This window comes from Litoreibacter meonggei, from assembly GCF_003663885.1.
GTDB classification, from domain to species: domain Bacteria; phylum Pseudomonadota; class Alphaproteobacteria; order Rhodobacterales; family Rhodobacteraceae; genus Litoreibacter; species Litoreibacter meonggei.
The window spans coordinates 775277-793359 of record NZ_RCCE01000001.1; the positions used below are offsets into that span (position 1 = coordinate 775277).

Below are 18083 nucleotides of genomic sequence, written 5' to 3' on the forward strand. Positions count from 1 at the left end.
AAATCAGCTCGGCTTTGACGCAGACACTTACGCCACTTACAGCCGTTGGTGTTAAAATAGGGATAAGTGGCGCATGTTCAATGCGATAAAACGAACTCTAGGTACTCACAGTCATGTTGTCGCAGCGTCAGGCTCCAATTATTGGCCCATCCGGCCAATGGGGCCGCCAGCAACCTGTCACCCTCCCACACCGAAGGCGAGGCAAGCACCGAAGCGTGGGGCAATCCGGTATCACGCCAATTGACCGCACATTGGGACAATCCTGCCTCTCCCAAAGCCCGTATTTCAGTGGTTTTGCTATGCGTACCAGCCACGCTCCATCGCTGGTCCCAAACCTCGGTTGACGGCACGCGAAGCTCCGCGACCGCGTTCAATTCCCGCCCGACGCGAAGCTCCGCGTCGTCGGACGTGATCAAGCAACCATGCAGCACGGATTTCTGGCGCAAATCCGCCAGTACCCGCATCATCTTCACGCCACGCGGCGGATAATCCTGCCCCGCGACGAATTGCAAAGCCGAATTGAGCAATCTGCGCTGCGACTCAGCTGACTTTGCCTCCAGCCAGTGAAGGTCAAAGCACAGATCACCCCGATCCAGCCGGACATGGTCTTCCACCTCCGCTGCTAGCTCAGCATTCAAGTCGCGGCGAGTCGCTTGCAGGTTGCTTAGAGACATCAGGATTTGCTCGGCAGAGATACCTGCGGTCTCCAGCGCGCTCATACTCTGGCGCACCTGAATGCGCTGGTAGCCGGGGTCGTCATTGCTCGGATCATCACGCCAAGTGATCCCCGCGCCTTGCAAGATATCGCGCAATTCCGACCGGCGGGCGTGAAGCAAGGGGCGATGGAACGCGATCCCACCACGCGAGAACGAAGCCTGCATTCCGGACAACCCGTCCAAGCCCGCCCCCCGCGACAAGCCCATCAGAAATGTCTCGATATTGTCGTCGGCGGTATGCCCAAGCGCCACGCAGTCCAGTCCGGCCTCGGCGGCCCAATCCGACAGCAACCGGTAGCGCCCTCGCCGCGCCTGATCTTGCAGGTTGCCCGTGCCGTCCCAGTGCCAGTGCAACACATCGTGCGAAACACCATGCGTCACACAAAACGCGGAGACCACCTGCGCTTCTGCTTGGGCTTCATCGCGAAGATTGTGGTTCACGGTGGCGACCCGAACCAGCACTCCGGCTTGCAACAGCATATGCAACAACGCCATGCTGTCGCCGCCGCCAGAGACGGCAACGCCCAGAACGCTGTCCGGCTTCAATGAGGTTAAAAAATCTTCAGGAAGCGCCGAGGCGGTCACTGGCAGCCAAGATTGCGCATCGACGAGTTCGCCGGAAGCACTTGATCCGATCCGGGATAGCGCACGCCAACTTCTTGCAGCATCAGGCAGGCTTCTTCTGCTTGACCCAGCTCATACAACGCCAACCCCAGCCTCAATAGCGCTTCCGGCGCGCGCGGGGCATCAGGTGAGCCGGAAAAGCTTTCCAGATAAGACCGCGCTGCGTTGTTCCAGTCGCCCGATTGCGCCAGCGCCTGGCCGCGCAAGAAATAGGCGTCGGAGGCTAGAGGCCCCCCCGGGTAGGATTCATTAAAGGCCGCAAACTGCTCCGCGGCGCTGCGAAAGTCACCGGCTGCGAGCGCCTCCTGCGCCCGCTCGAAGTCGGCTTTCTCGGAAATGGCCAGTTCTGCCCCGCCCGTATCAGGCGAAGCGGTCGGCGCAACAGCAACGGGCGCGTTACCAGTGTCTCCACCCAAAGTCGGGGTTTCCCCAAGCGACCCAAGATCGCAGCCTTCTTCCAACTCGCACAGGCGGAATTCCAGATCTCCCACGCGGTTGGTGCCGTCGGTCACCACACGGTTGATACGGTTCTCAAGGTCTTCGGCCTTGGAGGTCAGTTTTGCCAAGGATGCCTCGATAATGTCGATGCGTTGCAATGTGTCACCGGTGATCGTCAAACCACCAGTATTGCCGCTCGACACCTCAGAGCGCAGTTGAACCAGAGCAGCATTCAGCTGCCCCAACTCCGCGCGAATATCCGCAAGGCTCGAGTCCTGCGCGGCCAGCGGCCCCACACTCAGAGCGAAACTCAAACACATCAGAACCTTGCGCATAATCTTAGCCTATCAGCTGCCAACACCTGCGGAGATCACTGTCACCGCACGGCGGTTCTTCGCATAACATTCTTCCGTTGAACAGACCGCAAGCGGGCGCTCCTTGCCGAAGGTCACCGTGCGCAGACGGTTGTCGGCGACACCGTTCGCCACAAGGTAGTCACGGGCGGCGGCGGCACGACGCGCGCCCAGTGCAAGGTTATACTCGCGCGTGCCCTGCTCGTCGGCGTGGCCTTCAACGATCGCGCTATAGGTCGTGTTGTTGTTCAACCAGTTGGCTTGTTGGCTCAACGTGGCGCGGGCTGTGTCGTTGATCGTGGATTGGTCCACGGCAAACAGCACTGTGTCCCCAATGGTTTGGTTAAAATAGGCTGGGCTGTTCGCGTCCAGTGCGGAGCTGGAAATTCCGCCGTTATCTAGACTGCCAGCACCTGCACCGGCACCATTGCCGCTGCGGTCAAACGGGCTTTTGGCGCAAGCGGCAAGCGCCAGCGTGGTGGTCAGCACTACAACCTTGGTAAACGTCTTCATGGGGTTTGATCCTTATGGGTCATTATATGTTAGCTCGATTGCGCCGAACTTAGCATGTGCGCGGCGCAAAGGGAATCTCACGGTTTATTTCAGCAACGGTGACCAGCTCGGGTCCGACGCCTGCGCTTGCACGGCCTTCAGGTTCCGCCCTGAAATATCCACCGAATACAGCGTTGACGACCCGCCAGAGCCTGCCGTTTCGCGGGTGAACATGATCACACGGCCATTCGGCGACCATGTCGGGCCTTCATCCAGGAACGAGGCCGTCAGCAGCCGCTCACCCGACCCGTCGGTGCGCATCACGCCGATGTGAAACCGGCCACGGTTTTGCTTGGTGAACGCGATCAGGTCGCCACGCGGTGACCAGACGGGCGTACCATAGCGGCCCTGCCCGAAGGAAATCCGCGTCGCCTCGCCACCCCCCGCGCTCATTACATAAAGCTGCTGGGTGCCGGAGCGGTCGCTCTCGAACACGATCTGAGTGCCGTCTGGTGAATAGCTGGGTGCAGTCTCGATTGCGGGGCTGGAGGTCAGCTGCGTGCGCTGCCCGCTATCCAGATTAAGCTTGTAGATATCCGTGTTTGACCCTGTGGTCAGCGAGAACACGACATCCTGCCCGTTCGGCGCGAAACGCGGCGCAAAGCTCATCGTGCCCGGCTGGTCTTGCAGCACACGACGCCCGACCGAGGCCACGTCCAACACGTAAATCTTCGGGAACCCGCTCTCGTACGAGGTGTAGATCACCCGGTCGCCATTGGGCGAGAAACGCGGTGCCAGCACAATCGCCTGCGCATCGGTCAGGAATTGCTGGTTGGCTCCGTCATAATCCATGATGCCGAGGCGTTTCAGGCGGGCGTTCTTCGGGCCGGTTTCCGACACATACACGACGCGGCTGTCAAAGTATCCGCCCTCTCCGGTGATCCGCGAATACACGGCGTCCGCCACCTTGTGGGCCATGCGGCGCCATCCATTGGTGGAGCCAACAAATTGCAGCCCCTCGCCCAACTGGTCTTCGGAAAACACATCAAACAGGCGGAATTTCACGATGATCTGCCCGTCACCTGTTGTGGAGACAGCGCCGGTAATCAGCGCCTGCGCATTTATCGCCTTCCAATCCGCATATTGGACGGGGCTGTCAAAGCTGGTGATCTGGCTGATGAACGCATCTTGGCTGATCGCGCGAAACAGGCCGGAGCCTTGCAAGTCCGACGACACAACAGCCGCCAGATCGCGGGCATATTGGTCTGCACCCGCAGTTTCCGCGATGAACGCAGGGGCCGCAAATGGCAACGGCTCGATATTGGGGCTGTCCAACTCGATGCGCAAAGGTTCGGCCTGCGCGGCGGAGACCGCCATCACAAACGCAAGACAGGTGAGAAGCATCTTCATCATGGTCTTATCCTTTCACGCAGACGGTACATTGCAAGGCGTTCTCGCCCTGCGTGGCCGCACTTCGGCGTATTTGCGCCATTTTGGTCATCTGATTTCTTTCTTCGTCGCGTTGAAGCTTACTTCCACTTCACGCCATTGGTCATATTTGTCGAGGGGAAGGTTGTACCCGCTTGCCCCGCAACGGATAATCGCGCGGCGTGCCGCCTCGTAGGCCCGCGTCACCGCATCGCCGCTGCCACCTGTAGACGAGATCATCCGAATCGAGCCCACAATCGGCTTGGCATTTTGCTCCATCTGGAAGCCGACAACCACGGAAACCGCCAAGGCATCCGTGCCCAACGCGCCGACATTCCAGCACTTCTGAATACCCAGAATAAAGGTACCCTTTTCGGACCGCGTAATCGGGGAGGACGTGCCGCCACCGGGATTGGCGTTGTCTGCCACTGCGGTCGATGTGTTGGCTTCGGCCACCGCATTCGCAATGCTATCCGCAAGGCTCGGTGCTTCGCTGGGGGTCTCGGTCGGTGTTTCTGCAACCTGCGGCGCAGGGGGCGCGGGCGGCTTTGGCTTGCGGCCGGGCCGCGTCGATTTGGTCGGCGCAGAGGTCGACGGCTCGTCCGCTTCGGTCACGATCTCGGTCGTGGCCTCTTCGCGGGCGGTCTCGTCCTGCGCCTCTTGCACGGGGGTTGGATCAGCCGCAGGCGCAGTCGCCGCTTGATCGGTGTCGCCAACCGCAACCTCCGGGTCAGGCTGCTCGACCACCTCTTCGGCAATCCGCTCCGCAGGGCGCGGAACAGCCACAGCATCGGGCACGATCAAAGTCGCCCCCGGATCGCCATCGACATCGGGTGCTTCTGGTTGCTCCGGCACCACGGGTGCCTCGACAGGCTCCGCTGGTTCGGGGATCACAGGCTCGGGCTCAGGTGCAACCTCTTCCACCGGACGCGGGGTTGGCGGCGGCGCGCTTGGTGTTTCCGGCTCCACGGCGGGGGCGGGTTGGTCCACGTCAGCGGGCACTTCCGGCGCGGGCGGCAATTCCCCTTCACCCGGGGATTGGGCCTGCATGGACGCAAATTCTTCGCCCGAGATAATCGAGACGTTGCTGACCTTCACTTCAAAATCCGTGTCCCGCGCAACAAAAAGCCCCCCTACGATCAGGTAGAGGATGAAGGCCGCGTGGCCTGCGCCGGAAACATAGGTGCCGGTATTTGGGGACATGCGCATGCGCGCCTACCCGCCCTGCCCGTCAAGCGAAGGGCCGCCGATGTCCGTCACCAAACCAATGTTGGAAAAGCCACCCTTGTTGAGCGCTCCCATCACCTGCACGACCCGCTCGTAAGGGATCGAGCCATCGGCGCGCAGGAAAACCTTGTCGTCATTCCGCTCGGCGGCAATGGCACGCAGTCGGCCAATCAACGCATCATCCTCGATCGGTGTATTCTGGATCGACAACTGCCCGTCCGCCTCGACGGTAATGGTCAGCGGTTCCTCCTGCTCGGTCGGCAGGGCAGAGGCTGCGGTCTTCGGCAACTCCACCGGCACACCGACCGTCAACAACGGGGCCGCCACCATGAAGATGATCAGCAACACCAGCATCACATCGACGAAGGGCGTGACGTTGATCTCCGACATCGGCTTGGAGCCGCTCTTACGCCGCTTGCCCCGACGCCCGCCCGAAGACGCGCCTTGTTGAACACTTGCACCCATGGCTCAAGCGTCCAGTTGACGTGACAGGATGGTGGTAAACTCGTCGGCAAACGCCTCGTAGCCCGACATGATGCGGTCCGAGTCAGCGCTCAGCTTGTTGTAGAAAATAACTGCCGGAATAGCCGCGACCAGACCCAGTGCCGTGGCGACCAGCGCCTCCGCAATACCAGGGGCCACAACCGCCAAATTGGTGCTTTGCGAGATCGCGATTTGCTCGAACGCGTGTTTGATACCCCAAACCGTGCCAAACAGCCCGATGAACGGGGCTGTCGCACCTGTCGTTGCCAAGAAACCCAAACCGTAGTTCAGCTTTTCTTCCTGCTTGGAAATAGCCACATCCATCGAGCGGTCAATCCGCGCGGTGGCCCCCGCGATCAGCTGGCCGTCGTCGCGGTGCGACCGTCGCCATTCGCTCATGCCTGCGGCAAAAATTTTCTGCGCCGCCCCGTCCGGATCAGCGCCCACCTTGTCGAACAGCTCGTCCAGCGGTTCGCCCGACCAGAACAGACGGTCGAACTCTTCCGCCTCGCGGCGTGCCGCGCGGTAGTTGATGAACTTCTGAACGATGATCGCCCAGCCCCAGAACGAGGCCCCGATCAGCATCAGCATGACTATTTTAACAGTTGGTGTTGCCCGCCAGAAAAGCGCCGTGACTGAAAAGTCCACGTCGCTGGCTAGGCCGATTGCCTCAGCTTCCATAAAACCTGCTCGCCTTGTTTTTACCGCTTTGTGCGGCTTGATTGGCCATAGAATAGCCGCAACGGAACTGCTTTGCTACATATCACGTCGCAAGGGCATAAAAATTCCCGTTACCGTTGCATCTGTTGGCGAATATCCGCCGGAAGCCGCTGCGGGCGGCCATCCACGCCCAAGCAAACAAGCGTCACCACCGATTTGAACAGCACATCATTGCCGCGACTGACATCTTGCGTGAGCGTGATCCGCGCCGCCGAAATGTCCTGCACGTCCGTTGTCACGCTCAAGACGTCGTCAAACTTCGCGGGCGACAGGTAGTCCGCCTCGACCCGCCGCACGGCAAAAACAATCCCCTGCTCGGCTTTCAGCGCCACTTGATCCACGCCAATCTCGCGCACCCATTCGCTGCGGGCGCGCTCGATGAACTTCAGGTAGTTGGCGTAATAGACGATGCCCGCAAGGTCGGTGTCTTCGTAGTAGACGCGCAGTGAGAAACTATGTGTCATATTACTCCCCCGCCTCAATCATCGCGCGAATTTTCACGGCTTTCTCGAAATGGTCAAGCTTGTGGGTCTCGATCCACCATCTTGCAGCCTCCATTAGCGCGTCGGGTGTGTCGTTCTTGTTGGCGAAGAAGGCGTAGAAAGACAGCCCCACCCCGTCACCCTTCTTGGCAATCTTATCTGTGCAAATCGCAATGGCGTGGCGTCGCAAACTGTCTCTCATCTCGGCCTCAAGATACCAATGCCCCGATCCGCGCTGCCAGACGCAGCGCATGGGACGCATCATCGGCGGCCACCGGCATCACAGGATCGTAGGCAGCACGGATTACATTCGCCACGTCTGGTTTCAAAATCGCCACGTTGTCACCGGTCAACGCCAGCGGAGACGACCCCAAAAACGCCTCATCGGACCAAAGCAGGATGGACTGCACAGCTTGACCCAGACAGATGGTCTCGGCGGGAATATCCGACATGACGTCATCCATGCGCACAAAAACGAAGCACGCCTTGATTCCGCCATCAGGCTCGAACCGGAACAGTCTATACTGGTTGGCGTCCGCCGCTTTCAGCCGTTCGACCAATGGCCCCAGTTCCGGAATCATCCGGTCAAGGTTCGGCGTGTCGATCAGCTCTTGCCACTCGCGCAGGAAAAACACCATGAGGTTGGAGCCCAACTCCGGGTCTGTCTCGGCCACCTCGTGGCCCGCCAATCTGCACACTGCTTCGATAGCGCCCTTGATGATGCCGACCGTGCTATCTTCAACGCCAAATGCCACGGGTGCAATCGGCCTCCCCCAGCGGGCAAATAGGTAGGACCCGTCGGAGCGGGTGAACAGCTTGGTCACCGCTTCGGGCGAAGCGTCGTGCATCATGGCAAACTCCATCTCAATAGCGACGTGATAACGGGGTCAGCAAACTGCTGATCGCCCGCGAAGACGATAGGTCCACCGCGATTATAGAACACCGCAAATGGCGCGCCGTCGCGGATCCGTACCGCCCAAGCCGCTGCCGCTGTGTTGCATTGGTGCGCCTGACAGGCGCGGCCGACAATCCAGCCACCCTCCTGCCGTGTGTCGCCCGGCCCCGACATCCTGCGGCTCAGCTCGTCCATTTGCAGCGGTGTCAGCACACGGGCAAACCGCGCCTGCTCGCTGGGGTCTTGGGTCAGGCGTTGCGGATGCTGGCCCAGCCAGCGCGTGACCGCTTGCCCCGCCCCAGCGGCGGGCGCGGTCGCCTCGGCCACTGCGACTTGGCTCAACTGCGCCCCGTCAAAGCGGAAGGTCTGATGCGCCACTCGTGGCGTAGGGTCGGAAATATCAACCTCCAACGCCTCTGGTGTCACCCGCAAATCAATGGGCCCACCCTGACAAACCCCGAATTCATCCGTACGTGCCGCGGCCCCCGCTGTCAGCATGATCGCGATCTGCGAGGCCCCGCCGCACATATTGCCACCATGGCGCGAGGTCAGAACCGCCCAATCCTGCGTGCCGCCTTGCACAGCCCAGACGCCGTCAATGGAATACGCGTGATTTTCTATTCCCAGATCAGAGCCGTTAAACAACACCCGCTGCTGGCCCAACTGCCCTACCACCTGCAACACCCCGAACCGGGTCTGCGCCTGAGTATAGCCGCCCGCCGTGTAGTCCGCCGACGCGGCGCTGCCCCAAAGTGCGAAGAGTATAACAAGCACACGCCACATGGTCTCAGTCTCCGAACAGGTCCGTGCTACGCTGAGGTGCGTCCAGCCCCAGATGCGTCCACGCTTTTTGCGCCAACATCCGCCCGCGCGGGGTGCGCTGGATCAGGCCTTGTTGCAGCAGATACGGCTCGATTACCTCTTCTACTGCGTCGCGGCTCTCCGACAGGGCGGCAGACATCGTTTCAATCCCCACCGGCCCGCCTTGGTAGTTTTCAGCAATCAACCGAAGATAACGCCGGTCCGCGCCATCGAGGCCAAGATGATCGACACCCAGACGCGTCAAAGCGCTATCCGCCAAGGCTCGCGTAATCTTTCCGCCGCCTTCGACCACGGCAAAGTCCACAACCCGCCGCAGCAAACGACCCGCAATCCGCGGCGTCCCCCGCGCCCGCCGCGCAATCTCTAGCGCGCCATCATCTTCTGTGGGAATACCCAACAGCCGCGCGCCACGGCGCACGATCTCGTGCAGCTCGCTCTCGGTGTAGAATTGCAGTCGTGTCGGAATACCGAAGCGGTCGCGTAAGGGCGTCGTCAACAACCCAAGCCGTGTGGTCGCACCCACCAGCGTGAACGGTTGCAACTCGATACGCACGGTTCGCGCCGCAGGCCCTTCGCCAATCACCAAATCCAGCTCGAAATCTTCCAGCGCGGGATACAGGATTTCTTCAACCACGGGGTTGAGCCGGTGGATTTCGTCGATGAACAACACGTCACGGGCTTCCAGATTGGTCAGGATTGCCGCCAGATCGCCCGCCTTGGCAAGCACCGGACCGGAGGTCATGCGAAAGTTAACACCCAACTCGCGGGCCATAATCTGCGCCAGCGTGGTTTTCCCCAAGCCCGGAGGTCCGTGGAACAGCGTGTGGTCCATCGCCTCGCCACGTGTCTTGGCGCTCTCGATAAACACCCTCAGGTTCGCCCGCGCCTCGGCCTGACCAATAAACTCGTCCAGCCCCTGAGGACGCAACGCGCGGTCCGTATCTTCCGGACGCTTCTCGGGGCGCAATGTTGGATCAGGTTCGTTCATATACATCTCTATGCCGCAGGGCAGGTCGTTCTTCCAGAGGAAGGTTCACACCTTACTCCTTCGGCGCCAACAGTTTCAACGCCGCACGGATCAGTGCAGGAGTTTCCGCTGCACCATCACCTGCGGCCTGCGCCACCGCTCCGGCCGCATCTCCATGGGCGTAACCAAGGTTCACCAACGCCGACAAAGCCTCCGCCTGCGCCGAAGCGGTTGGGGCAGAGATCGGCTCGATCACGGCATCACTATCTGACCCCGTCCCGACCAAGCCTTGCGCCGCGGCTAAACTGCCGCCCATTGCCATGACGTTTGGTGCTTTGTCTTTCAACTCAAGCACAACCTTTTGCGCTGTTTTGGGACCAATACCCTTGGCTGCTTTGATGGTGTTCCAGTCGCCCAAGGTTACTGCACGCGACACGCCATCCGGCCCCAAGGTCGACAAAATAGCCATCGACGCCTTTGCGCCGACGCCCTGCACTGTCATCAAAAGACGATGCCATTCTTTCTCGACAAGTGAAGTGAAGCCGAAAAGCTGCAACAGGTCTTCGCGCACCAAAAGCTCGGTAAACAGCGATACCGCCTCCCCCGGCCCGGGAAGCACCGCCATCGTGCGCTCAGAGCAGTAGACCATATAGCCCACCCCGCCCACGTCGATCAGAACGTGATCCGCAGCGCGGTAATCCAATCGCCCTGTAAGCTTGCCGATCATGCCCCTGCCCTCGCCAATGCTTCGTCTAATCTGTTTCCGGCCCGCGCATGAAACGCGTGACATAGCGCTATCGCCAAAGCGTCCGTCGCGTCCGGTCCCGTCAAAATCACCCCCGGCAGCTGCATCTTCACCATATGCGCCACTTGGGTCTTGTCGGCGTGGCCAACACCCACAACAGTCTTCTTGATCTTGTTCGGGGCATATTCGCCAATGCTCAGCCCTGCTTGCGCGGGCACCAGCATCGCGATCCCACGCGCTTGTCCCAGCTTCAAGGTGCCGGCTCCGTCCTTGTTGACAAAGGTCTGCTCTACCCCGGCTGTATCGGGCGCGAAGCGGGTGAATATCTCGGTAAGTTGCGCATGCAGGCTTAGAAGCCGCGCGCCAAGTTCAGTTCCTGTTGAGGAATGGCACGTGCCGTTGGCAACATGCGAAATCCGCGATCCGTCGGTGTCGATCACCCCCCAACCAAGGTTTCTCAATCCCGGGTCAATCCCTATGACGCGCATGTCCTGCTCATTTTTTGTTGTTCTTTCGCCACAAGTAGCACGAAACAAGAACATTTGCCAAGATGATACGTGCAGGGCCGTTTTGACCAGCTTTCACCCAGTTCCCCCGAAAACGCCGTATCTGGGGTTCAAAATCGCCGCCCCAAGCTCTGTTTGCGACACACCGAAATGCCTTATTTTGCCATATTTTTTAGGGATTTAGGTGACGTTAGGACATATGCAAAAAATGCATAGGGGACATGCAAAAATCATTCTTGTGGGACTCGTGGCCGAACCCTAGATGCGGCTCAGACAGACACTCACTGCTCGAAATTGGGCACTCTCAAAAAAGGACGACTCGCATGGCTGTATATGAAACCTCCCGCTCGCTGAACGAAGGCGTCCGCGCCAATGCTTCTGGCTTTCTCGCCTCTTTCATCGGTGCCGTTGTGGCATGGAATGATCGCCGCGCAACCCGCAACGCTCTTTCCGCTTTGACCGCTCGCGAGCTGGAAGACATCGGCTTGAACCGTGGTGACATCTTCAACGTCTAAGCCCTAAAGCCTTAGGTTGCGAAATGCTAAGCCGCCCTTCGGGGTGGCTTTTTTCGTTTCTCAAGGTGTTTAGTTGTTGCGTAGAACGACGTCGATCCCGCGCGCCATGGTTTGCGTTGCAGGATCCGCATACAAAAGAAAGGCCGCCAAAACCTCGCCACTATGACCTTTTTTAAGCGTATCAATCCGGCGCTCATACTCGGTGCCACCCAATTGCGCAAAAAGAAAGCCCTTGAACATGATGAGGATTAGTCCGGTGGTGAGAATGCTTTTGACTGGCACAAGCTTCTTGCGGCGAGGCTTCACGACCTCAACGACAAGGCCATCTTTGCTAACCTTGCGAACGACCTTTTTATTCGGGTCGCCTTTTTGCTGAATCGCATTCAACCGCTCAATAAAGCGATCTTTGTTAACGTCTGCCAAAACCTGATCCCAGTGCTTATGTATTGCACATTTCCGATCTTCGGTAGCAGGTTCGTGAACAATCTCCTACAAAAATTGCTATTTCTTGCACATTCGCAACGCAGTCCATTCACCAATGTCACGTCTTTGCGACAGTTGGAAACCGTTTTGCACGTAAACTGACTGCACTTCATCGGCCTGATCTGTCAGCAATCCCGACAAAATAACCGTACCGTCATCGGCACAATGCGCGGCCATATCCGGCGCCAAGTCGATCAGCGGCCCCTTCAAAATATTGGCAAAAATCAAGTCAAATGGCACCTTTACGGCAATATCATCATGCCCGAAGCCAATCGCCTCTCGGCAGGTGATCTTGTCGGCCATGCCGTTGGCCTGCGCATTGACCTGCGCGACCTCGACCGCAATCGGATCAATATCAGACGCAATCACCACCTGATCCCAAACTGCAGCCGCAGCCATAGCCAAAACCGCTGTGCCACAGCCCACATCGATTACATTTTCAGCGCGACCGCCTTCGCTCAGGTAGTCTTCCAGCGACAAAAGGCAGCCCTGCGTTGTCCCGTGATGCCCCGTTCCGAACGCCATCGCGGCCTCGATCAACAGCGATACCTTGTCGGAAGGAACTTTGTCGGCATCATGGGCACCGTAGACGAAGAAACGCCCCGCCTCCACGGGAGCAAGTTCGCGGCGCACATGGGCCACCCAGTCCGTTTCAGGTATTTCAGACACGACAAACGGCTTCGCCTCATGCGCCGCGGTCAGCAATGCCAGCTCGATATCGTTCGGTTCGTCCAGAAAATAGCCGCCCACTTCCCAAAGCCCCGAGCCATCCTCAACCTCGAACACACCCACACCGGTCGGTGCGGGCTCCAGTGCCTCCAGCGCCTCACCCAAGGCTTGGGCGGCAGGTTCCCCCATAAGGGTCGTCAGGGCGGTATATGTTGGCATGGGCTGGCTCTCCTTGGGTTCGCCGTTCGATTAGGCCGCTGCCGGCCCCGGCGCAACCCCCGCCGATCACTCTGCCGCTGCGGTTTTGCCTCGGGCGAAGATGGTCTCACGGCCCGGTTCAGGATGGCGCGGGATCAGCATCGACAGCACCAGCGACGTGACCGCCATGCCTGCCGCCGCCACAAACACAGACGCGGGCGAGTTGATCCACATATACCCCAGCACCACCGGCAGGAACACGGCGGCGATATGGTTAATGGTAAACGCCACGGCGGCGGTGGGTGCGATGTCGGCGGGGTCAGCGATCTTCTGGAAATAAGTCTTCAACGCGAACGCCATGGAGAAGAACAGGTGGTTCACCACATAAAGCCCAGCCGCCAGCACCACGCCCCAACCGAAATAGTAAATGCCGCCATAGGCAAGGAACACAATCGTCAGGCCGACATATTCGAAGATCAGCATCCGGCGCTCGCCGTAGACGCCAATCGCCCGCCCGATCAGCGGGGCGAAGATCATGTTGGCGACGTAGTTGATCAAAAACAGCGCCGTCACTTCATGCACTTCGAAGCCAAACCGCTCGACCATCATGAAGGCCGCGAACACCACAAATATCTGACGTCGCGCGCCAGACACGAATTGCAGCGCGTAGTACAGCCAGTAGCGTTTGCGCAAGACCATGGTTTTGTTTTGCGGGTGGGGGGTCTCGAACTGCGGGAAATAGAGCAAGCAAAAGGCCGCAATAAGAACGGTGATGCCGCCAGCCATCAGGTAAACGACTTCATAACTCAGATCGAAGGTTTTCCACGTCAGCACCAGCAAGCCATAAGCGATCAGCGACGCGAAACTGCCCGCCGCAGTCAGCCAGCCCAGCGTTTGCGGGGCTTTGGCCTTGTCGATCCACTGCAATTGCAGCGACTGGTTGACCGTCTCGTAATAATGGAACCCGATGGAAGATAGCAGCGTCAGCATCAAAATGCCGCCGAACTGCGGGAAATAGGACGTCATCGCCGTGGCGGCGCCCAAAAGGATCAGCGAAATCAACCCCAGCACCTGCTCGCGGATGAAGATGATCAGGAAGATCACCCCGATTGCCAAAAACCCCGGAATCTCACGCACCGTATGCAGCCAGCCAATCTCGACGCCAGTAAATCCGGCCACCTCAATCACGAAGTTATTGAGCAATGCGGACCATGTGGCAAACGCAACGGGCATGGCAAAAGCCATAAGGAACAGCAAGAACACGGGCTGACGTAGGAAGGGCAGCGCCTTCGCCTCGTCCAAATCCATACGTCTTATCTTGTCCCCAAACATGGCGAAGGCTTACGCCTGTCCGCCGTGGATGGCGAGCAGAAATCGCGTATTGCGCAACCCAACCCGCCGCGCGGCGTTACTCCACCACTTCAACTTCGTAGGGTACGGTCACGGACGTCCCAGCCGCCTTCGGTCGCGACAAATCGGTCAAAACCAGCTCTACGCGGTATTTTCCAGCTTGCGGCAACGAGAACCCGGCGGTGATGAAGTTGTCAAAGTAGTTGTCTGCAACCGGAATCCGGTGCGTGCTTTGACCTTTGTAGACGTAGGCAGAGGGCAGCCGCTGTTCTCCAGGCTCGTCGAGCCGGGTCACCACCAAATCCATATTAATCTCGAACCGCGCTTTGGATGTGCCCGGATCGAAACGTCCAACATTGAGCAAATTGGCGTGAAACGACATCTTTTCACCAGCCTTGTACACGTTGCTCGCCCTGCGCACGGGTGGGCCATCCGGTTGCCGCGCGGCCTCATCCACTAACGCTTTCGACTTGATCGCCATCGGCGGCAACGCCTTTTGCTGTACAGCGGCGTTTTCGTCGACTTGCTGGTCAAACGGTGTGCGGGGGCCAAACTGCTCAAGGTTGTTCATCATGTAGCGCATCGACATCGCATAGCAGTCCTGCCGCAACTGCGGGCTGTCCATGGTGACAATCGTGTCGGTGTAGATGAACTCACGGCCCGTCAACGGCTTGCGGATCAATCTGCATTCGGGCTGGTCCAACAGTACTTCCAACCCTTCCAGAAGCGGCTGTTGCGCGCTCGAGCTGAGGAAGCTTTTCACGACCTGATCGAATTTGGCCGGGTCGGTCGTCGGCACATTGGTCGCAAGAAAGAAAGCCACCGTGCCACCTTCGGTCTTCGCCGTCTCGATGGTGCGGTCGATGGCATAGAAGTCCGTGTCGATCACCGTGCGGGTGCTTGCCTCCAGCCCCTCTTGGGCCACAGCCGCGTTCCAAGCGGCTTCATCAACAACCCGCCCGTCGTTCTGGTTGATGATCACGAACCAAGCCTCCACGTCTTGGGCTGCGGCAGGGGCGGCCAGAAGGGACAAGGTCAGCGGCAGAAATTTCAACATCAGAGCACCTCGAAATGACTAAACAATGCCCCGAGCGTAGCAAAGGGCGCACCGAGGCGCGCCCTTCATATTTATTGTGACCGCCCTTAGGCGGGATTAGGCTTAGGCCGACACGCGGCTCACGATGGCCCCAAGGTCCGACGCGATGGCGTCAATGTCACCCATGGCATCCACCCGCACCAAAGCGCCCTTGCCGTCATAATAGTCAATCAACGGCGCGGTTTGCGCGTGGTAAGCCTCTAGACGCGAGGCGACCGTTTCCGCATTGTCATCCGCGCGGCGCACCATCTGCGTGCTGCCGCACTTGTCACAGGTGTCGGCCACAACAGGGGCTTTGAAGGTATCGTGATAGCCTTCGCCACACCCCTTGCAGGTGAAGCGGCCCGCAATACGCGTGACCATCTCCGCATCATCCACATCCAGCGAAATAGCCGCGTTGATACGTTGGCTTGACGCCTTCAGCAGATCATCCAACGCCTCCGCCTGCACCGTGGTGCGCGGGAAGCCGTCGAGGATCACGCCCTTGGCGCAGTCAGACTCCGCCAAGCGATCCTTGAGGATCGCCAGCACGATCTCGTCGCTGACCAGCCCACCGGATTCCATCACCGCCTTCGCTTGCTTGCCCGCCTCGGTGCCAGCGGCAACTGCGGCGCGCAGCAAATCACCCGTCGACAGCTGTACAAGGCCGAAGTCCTCTTCCAGTTTACGCGCCTGCGTGCCCTTACCCGCACCCGGAGGTCCAAGCAGGATCAGAACAGGTGCCGCATCGGAAATGTTGGACCCATCCATCACGCGTCCTTCCGGTTCATGCGGTTGGCGATCAAGTCATCGACCACCGCAGGTTCCGCCAGCGTGGAGGTGTCGCCCAAAGCGCCAAAATCATCCTCGGCAATCTTGCGCAGGATACGGCGCATGATCTTGCCGGAGCGCGTTTTCGGCAGGCCCGGCGACCATTGGATAAGGTCCGGTTTGGCAATCGGGCCAATCTCGGTGCGAACCCATTTCTCCAGCTCCTTGCGCAGCTCCTCGGTCGGCTCCACATCGTTCATCAAGGTGACATAGGCGTAGATGCCTTGGCCTTTGATGTCATGCGGGTAGCCCACAACTGCGGCCTCGGCGACTTGGGCATGTGCCACAAGCGCGCTTTCGACTTCGGCCGTCCCCATACGGTGACCGGACACGTTGATCACGTCATCCACGCGCCCCGTAATCCAGTAGTCCCCATCCGCATCGCGCTTGCAGCCGTCACCGGTGAAGTAGTAGCCGGGGTAGTCGCTGAAATAGGTCTTCTCGAACCGCTCATGATCGCCCCAAACGGTACGCATCTGGCCGGGCCACGAGTTGGCGATAACCAGCACGCCGTCCACGTCATTGCCTTCGATCACCTCGGCAGATTGCGGGTCCAGAACCAGCGGCTTGATCCCGAAGAACGGCTGCTGCGCCGATCCCGGCTTCAAATTCGTCGCACCGGGCAGCGGGGTCATCAGGTGGCCGCCGGTTTCAGTCTGCCACCATGTGTCCACGATCGGCACTTTGCCCTTGCCGACGATGTTGTAATACCACGTCCACGCCTCAGGGTTGATCGGCTCGCCCACAGTGCCCAGCACTTTCAGATCGCTCAGATCGCGTCCTTCGACAAAGCTGTCGCCCTGCCCCATCAACGCGCGCAGCGCGGTGGGTGCGGTGTAGAACTGGTTTACCTTGTGCTTTTCGCACACGTCCCAGAACCGGCCTGCGTCGGGGAAGGTCGGCACGCCCTCGAACATGATCGTCGTCGCGCCATTGGCCAGTGGGCCATAGACGATGTAGCTGTGGCCGGTAACCCAGCCCACATCCGCGGTACACCAGAACACGTCGCCATCATGGTAGTCGAAGACGATCTCATGCGTCATGGCCGCATATGCCAGATAGCCGCCGGAAGTGTGGACCACGCCCTTGGGCTGGCCGGTCGAGCCGGAGGTGTAGAGGATGAACAACGGATCTTCGGCGCTCATCTCGGCGGGGTGGCAGCTGTCATCCGCCTCCATCGCCATCTCGTTGTAGTCGTAGTCATGGTCCGTCCATGTGGTCTGCGCGCCCGTGCGCTTAACCACCAGACATTTGACGCTGTCCTTGCAGTGCAGCAATGCTTGGTCGGTGTTTGATTTCAACGGTGTGGAGCGCCCGCCCCGTGGCGCGTGATCCGCCGTGATCACCACCTTGGCGTCACAGCCGTTGATCCGCGCACCCAACGCGTCAGGCGAGAAACCTGCGAACACGATGGAGTGGATCGCCCCGATGCGCGCGCAGGCCAGCATGGCGTAGGCCGCTTCGGGGATCATTGGCAGATAAATGACAACGCGGTCGCCTTTGCGCACGCCAAGGCTTTCCAGCACATTGGCCATTTTGCACACGGATTTGTGCAGCTGCTTATAGGTGATGTGCTTGGCGTCTTCCTTGGTGGGATCATCCGGCTCCCAGATGATCGCGGTCTGGTCACCGCGGGTCGCCAAATGGCGGTCGATGCAGTTGGCGGCGACGTTCAGGGTGCCATCGGCGAACCAGTTGATATGGACATTGCCCAAGGTGAAATCCACGTCCGACACTTGGCTGAACGGCTTGATCCAGTCCAGCCGCTTGCCCTGCTCTGCCCAGAAGGCGTCAGGGTCGGCCATGGAGGCTGCGTACATTTTCTCATAGCCCGCCGCGTCCACATGGGCGGCCTTGGCGAAGGCTGGATCCGGGGCATAGGTCGTGTCTGGATTGGATGGGGTCGTCATAGTGGTCCTCCGCAAAATCTGTGTAAGGAGCATGACGCAAGGGCATCCCAGCCCCGCGCTCTAACATATAGAAAACGCTCCCTCGCCCGAGCTTATAGCACGCAAGTTTGATAATTGCCGCCAAGCATCGGGTATTGAAAGATAATTTTGTAAA

At 59.4% G+C, this 18083-nt stretch carries 21 protein-coding genes; 1 reads left to right on the forward strand and 20 read right to left on the reverse strand.

Annotation, left to right across the window (positions count from 1 at the left end; translation table 11 throughout):
- Nucleotides 1-77: 77 nt before the first annotated feature.
- The 14 genes from tilS to ruvC all read right to left on the reverse strand — a co-directional run bounded on the left by tilS (nt 78) and on the right by ruvC (nt 10880).
- Nucleotides 78-1262, reverse strand: coding sequence for a tRNA lysidine(34) synthetase TilS (gene tilS, locus BCF46_RS03850; protein ID WP_147435940.1), 1185 nt, complete (start codon nt 1260-1262; stop codon nt 78-80).
- Between the two features lie 35 nt (nt 1263-1297).
- Nucleotides 1298-2113, reverse strand: coding sequence for a tol-pal system protein YbgF (gene ybgF / locus BCF46_RS03855; RefSeq protein WP_121021873.1), 816 nt, complete (start codon nt 2111-2113; stop codon nt 1298-1300).
- 12 nt (nt 2114-2125) lie between these two features.
- Nucleotides 2126-2644 carry a peptidoglycan-associated lipoprotein Pal gene (gene pal, locus BCF46_RS03860; RefSeq protein ID WP_121021874.1) on the reverse strand — a complete coding sequence of 173 codons (519 nt, stop codon included), beginning with the start codon at nt 2642-2644 and terminating at the stop codon, nt 2126-2128.
- Nucleotides 2645-2728: 84 nt separating this feature from the next.
- On the reverse strand, nt 2729-4036 hold the full coding sequence (gene tolB / locus BCF46_RS03865) for a Tol-Pal system beta propeller repeat protein TolB (protein ID WP_121021876.1): 1308 nt from the start codon (nt 4034-4036) through the stop codon (nt 2729-2731).
- Nucleotides 4037-4120: 84 nt separating this feature from the next.
- Complete coding sequence (locus BCF46_RS03870; protein ID WP_121021878.1) at nt 4121-5254, reverse strand: energy transducer TonB; 1134 nt, start codon at nt 5252-5254, stop codon at nt 4121-4123.
- Between the two features lie 12 nt (nt 5255-5266).
- On the reverse strand, nt 5267-5743 hold the full coding sequence (tolR, locus tag BCF46_RS03875) for a protein TolR (RefSeq protein ID WP_121021880.1): 477 nt from the start codon (nt 5741-5743) through the stop codon (nt 5267-5269).
- 3 nt (nt 5744-5746) lie between these two features.
- Nucleotides 5747-6442, reverse strand: a complete 696-nt coding sequence (tolQ, locus tag BCF46_RS03880; RefSeq protein ID WP_073142679.1) for a protein TolQ — start codon at nt 6440-6442, stop codon at nt 5747-5749.
- A 110-nt stretch (nt 6443-6552) separates the two neighbouring features.
- Entirely contained in the window at nt 6553-6945 is a 393-nt protein-coding gene (ybgC, locus tag BCF46_RS03885; protein WP_121021882.1) for a tol-pal system-associated acyl-CoA thioesterase, read from the reverse strand.
- A 1-nt stretch (nt 6946) separates the two neighbouring features.
- Nucleotides 6947-7165 (reverse strand): DUF6500 family protein, encoded by a 219-nt coding sequence (locus BCF46_RS03890; RefSeq protein ID WP_121021884.1) that lies wholly within the window; start codon nt 7163-7165, stop codon nt 6947-6949.
- 7 nt (nt 7166-7172) lie between these two features.
- The gene (locus BCF46_RS03895; RefSeq protein ID WP_121022282.1) at nt 7173-7811 is read right to left on the reverse strand and encodes a hypothetical protein; all 639 of its coding nucleotides are present in this window, start codon (nt 7809-7811) and stop codon (nt 7173-7175) included.
- Complete coding sequence (locus BCF46_RS03900; protein ID WP_121021886.1) at nt 7811-8641, reverse strand: hypothetical protein; 831 nt, start codon at nt 8639-8641, stop codon at nt 7811-7813. The genes BCF46_RS03895 and BCF46_RS03900 overlap by 1 nt, the downstream gene beginning before the upstream one ends.
- Before the next feature lie 4 nt (nt 8642-8645).
- Nucleotides 8646-9668 carry a Holliday junction branch migration DNA helicase RuvB gene (gene ruvB, locus BCF46_RS03905; RefSeq protein ID WP_121021888.1) on the reverse strand — a complete coding sequence of 341 codons (1023 nt, stop codon included), beginning with the start codon at nt 9666-9668 and terminating at the stop codon, nt 8646-8648.
- A gap of 52 nt (nt 9669-9720) precedes the next feature.
- The gene (ruvA, locus tag BCF46_RS03910) at nt 9721-10374 is read right to left on the reverse strand and encodes a Holliday junction branch migration protein RuvA (RefSeq protein ID WP_121021890.1); all 654 of its coding nucleotides are present in this window, start codon (nt 10372-10374) and stop codon (nt 9721-9723) included.
- Complete coding sequence (gene ruvC / locus BCF46_RS03915) at nt 10371-10880, reverse strand: crossover junction endodeoxyribonuclease RuvC (RefSeq protein WP_121021892.1); 510 nt, start codon at nt 10878-10880, stop codon at nt 10371-10373. Before ruvC ends, ruvA begins: the two co-directional genes overlap by 4 nt.
- A gap of 341 nt (nt 10881-11221) precedes the next feature.
- Between ruvC and BCF46_RS03920 the strand changes: the two genes are divergently transcribed.
- Nucleotides 11222-11413 carry a DUF1127 domain-containing protein gene (locus BCF46_RS03920; protein WP_121021894.1) on the forward strand — a complete coding sequence of 64 codons (192 nt, stop codon included), beginning with the start codon at nt 11222-11224 and terminating at the stop codon, nt 11411-11413.
- 69 nt (nt 11414-11482) lie between these two features.
- Here BCF46_RS03920 and BCF46_RS03925 read toward each other — a convergent pair whose 3' ends face one another.
- From BCF46_RS03925 to acs, 6 genes are all read right to left on the reverse strand, one after another.
- Entirely contained in the window at nt 11483-11836 is a 354-nt protein-coding gene (locus tag BCF46_RS03925; protein ID WP_121021896.1) for a hypothetical protein, read from the reverse strand.
- A 78-nt stretch (nt 11837-11914) separates the two neighbouring features.
- Nucleotides 11915-12784 carry a 50S ribosomal protein L11 methyltransferase gene (locus tag BCF46_RS03930; protein ID WP_121021898.1) on the reverse strand — a complete coding sequence of 290 codons (870 nt, stop codon included), beginning with the start codon at nt 12782-12784 and terminating at the stop codon, nt 11915-11917.
- Between the two features lie 66 nt (nt 12785-12850).
- The gene (locus BCF46_RS03935; RefSeq protein ID WP_245989759.1) at nt 12851-14071 is read right to left on the reverse strand and encodes an MFS transporter; all 1221 of its coding nucleotides are present in this window, start codon (nt 14069-14071) and stop codon (nt 12851-12853) included.
- A 100-nt stretch (nt 14072-14171) separates the two neighbouring features.
- Complete coding sequence (locus tag BCF46_RS03940) at nt 14172-15170, reverse strand: hypothetical protein (RefSeq protein ID WP_121021900.1); 999 nt, start codon at nt 15168-15170, stop codon at nt 14172-14174.
- Nucleotides 15171-15272: 102 nt separating this feature from the next.
- The gene (locus tag BCF46_RS03945; protein WP_121021902.1) at nt 15273-15959 is read right to left on the reverse strand and encodes an adenylate kinase; all 687 of its coding nucleotides are present in this window, start codon (nt 15957-15959) and stop codon (nt 15273-15275) included.
- Nucleotides 15959-17929, reverse strand: coding sequence for an acetate--CoA ligase (acs, locus tag BCF46_RS03950; RefSeq protein WP_121021904.1), 1971 nt, complete (start codon nt 17927-17929; stop codon nt 15959-15961). The genes BCF46_RS03945 and acs overlap by 1 nt, the downstream gene beginning before the upstream one ends.
- Nucleotides 17930-18083 lie beyond the last annotated feature (154 nt).